General features: G+C 52.4%; 3 protein-coding genes. All 3 read right to left on the bottom strand.

Going from position 1 to position 2,598, the window contains the following annotated elements:
• A partial coding sequence (locus tag ACJROR_RS15370) for a hypothetical protein (protein ID WP_406547859.1) occupies positions 1-1,179 on the bottom strand: 1,179 nt, incomplete at its 3' end.
• A 356-nt stretch (positions 1,180-1,535) separates the two neighbouring features.
• Complete coding sequence (locus ACJROR_RS15365) at positions 1,536-2,183, bottom strand: membrane integrity-associated transporter subunit PqiC (protein WP_406547858.1); 648 nt, start codon at positions 2,181-2,183, stop codon at positions 1,536-1,538.
• Positions 2,180-2,598 (bottom strand): hypothetical protein (locus tag ACJROR_RS15360; protein WP_406547857.1); only part of this gene is annotated, 419 nt, incomplete at its 5' end. The genes ACJROR_RS15360 and ACJROR_RS15365, both read right to left, overlap by 4 nt.

Raw genomic sequence — 2,598 nt, 5'->3', positions numbered from 1 at the left:
GGCCGCAACCCTTTTACGTTTAGCGCTGTACCTGCGAGCGCTCCAGATAATGTGAGCCTTGCAGGCGGGGCCGTTATCATAAAGCTCTGAATCCGCGGTCAGACCGTATCTCTCGTCATCATCTTCGTCTTCATAATCAGAGTTCCGGAGCTCGTTTTTATAGCTTCTGATTTTGGCGATCACCGCATCGGCAAGCTCGTTATATTTCCTGAATGAGGGCCTTAGCATGATAATGTATTCCAGGCCCACGCTGTCCAGCTCCTTCAGATTGTTTTCTGACAGATACCCGCAGTCGCAGAGCAGACAAAGCTTCACGTCTTTTTTGACCCCGTCTGTTTTGGACAGCTGCTTAATTTTCGCGATGAACCTGAGGATCTCCGAAGCGGGATCAATGCCATTTCCGGAACCCGGAGAGCGCAGATACGTTAACGGAAGCCCGTCTGACTGCCGCACCGCATAATCGGCATTAACCTGGTTAAGCGCGGAGTCATATCTGGCGGCATTGTCCCAATTGTCTTCGGCAGGTTCTTCCGGCGCAATGAACACGCCTTCCGCCGGACAGTTTGCATTGACGGAATCATAACAAAGAAAAATCCTGCCGTTCCCGATATTGCGAAGACACCAGCAATCCAGGAACTTTTTAATTTTAGGGAACGTGAGATGACTTTTCAGAAAAAGACCGAGAGAGGACTCATCCGGAATGTCTTCTGAAAACAATTCATGATCCCGGGCCCAGGCCGGGAAGCGCTGCATAACCGCACTTCCTCTTGAGAGCATATACGCTGCCATGTCCATAATCAGCCGGGTGTCATCTTCCCCGAAGGCTTTTGCGAGAGCATCGGCCAGTCCTGACGTGCTGGCCGCTTCTCGGATCCATGCAGTGAGACCGACAGAAATGCTTCCTGCAAACTTCGGCGGATCCGGCAATTCAGCGGGGCATTGCCTTAAGAGATAATTCCTGTTGGCATAGAACTTTCTGGTTTCCGGATGTTCCGGATCCTGCAAAACTCCAATGCAGAGACTGTCATGCCCGGTATAACCCCGCGAGCCCTTGTCCTGCTTTTCAGAAGGAGAGACATATTTGTTTCCGACGTTAATGTACAGATAGCGTTTATTGCGGACATATGCCCCTTTGGGCCAGGGAAAAAGATTGCCTTCGCTGCGATCGATTCTGCCCATCTTATTCCTCGCCTCCCATCTTTTTCTCTGGTTCCTGCCTGTTTTTATCTTCTTTGCCAGACTATGTTATAACCGCAAAAAGAAGGCTGACAAGCAGTATTTTGGGATGTTCTGACACCGCAGGAAAAATGGCAGATAACAAGGGATTCTGATTATCACTGAGCGGTGTTAAGAGAGCTCATCAGAATACTTTTGTTTATTTTGAGGGATCGTGTTTCAAGGCGGTTTGACCGGGGAGGCTGCGAAAGCCCCCGTAATGAGACCAGGATGCTCAGAATCCTAATCCGTGTGATTAATTCAAGTCCCGGGGCTGTCCCCGGGACAAGGGCGGGTTTGAGTCCGCCCGCCCCAGGGTCTTATTTCTGCTTGGTTTCCTGAGCCAGGCGGGTGAGACAGGTATCGATGTTACCGGAGAGATCGTCCAGAGATGACTTCCAGGCCTTGTTGAGAGCCTCCACCAGACTGTCGTAGCCGTCGCCGTCCTGGTTTTCGGAACGGGAGATGCTGCCGTGGCAGATGAGATCCCGGCCCTTCATGATCTGCCAGTCAAACTCCGTATGCACAGTGCCGTCGTAAATGCCCCGGAAGTCCCGGATGTTCATATCCAGCGCCGGACAGTCGTCCCGGCCCTGGCTGCAGATGTTTTCGCCGAAGCTGTACTGGGGCAGGTTCTTCCGGAGCCGGAGCACCAGCGAATTTGTCAGGATGCTGCCCAGATTGGCGATCCATTTGTTGCGGTTGGTCTGGGTTACCTCGTTGGGCCCGGTCTGGAACAGGATGGACTGGGTGTCCAGATAATCCGGCAGCTTGACGTCGTTAACCCGCACCGGATTTCCGGAGCCGGTGTCCTGAACCTGCTTGGTGAAGCCGTCCAGATCATAGTAGTGATAAATGCTGTCGGAGCTTGCGGAGCATCCGGCCAGACACGCCAGCGTCAGTGCTGCGGCGAATTTAACAGCCGGACGGGCCATAGCGGCGAAAGATTTGATTACTGGGAAGCTCATTTCTTTTTGTTCTCCTTCTTCTCTTTTTTCCCGGCGGGAACGGGATCCTGGCGATCGTAAGAGAATACCAGGGAGTTGGTCTTTTCATTTACCTTGCTGACTACGGGCTTAACTCCCTTGAGGGTGCTGTTAAGTTCCTTCACCGCCTGGGAGAGATCCCGGTACAGGGCGGAATCGCTGTTATACGAAGCCAGAATGCTCTGCACCTCCTTCAGGGTGGACAGCATCTCATGGGAGATGTTTTCCTTATGAAGCTTGTCCGCAATGGCATTGATATTGCTGGTGAGGGCGTTGATTTCCAGAGCGGTATTCTGGAAGTTCTTCAGAAGCTGGTTCACGTTGTTGGCCAGATCCTCCATGGGCAGGGTGGCCAGCTTATGAGTGAACCGGCTGAGGTCATCCTGAATGGTGTTCA

Origin of the sequence: Succinimonas sp., from assembly GCF_045225735.1 — a bacterium.
GTDB lineage: Bacteria > Pseudomonadota > Gammaproteobacteria > Enterobacterales > Succinivibrionaceae > Succinimonas.
The sequence above is the reverse complement of the archived record's forward strand: the minus strand, read 5'-3'. Positions and strand labels throughout refer to the sequence as shown.

Excerpts from the sequence above, each read along its gene's own strand:
- ACJROR_RS15365 (WP_406547858.1), bottom strand. The coding sequence starts at position 2,183 with ATGAGCTTCCCAGTAATCAAATCTTTCGCCGCTATGGCCCGTCCGGCT.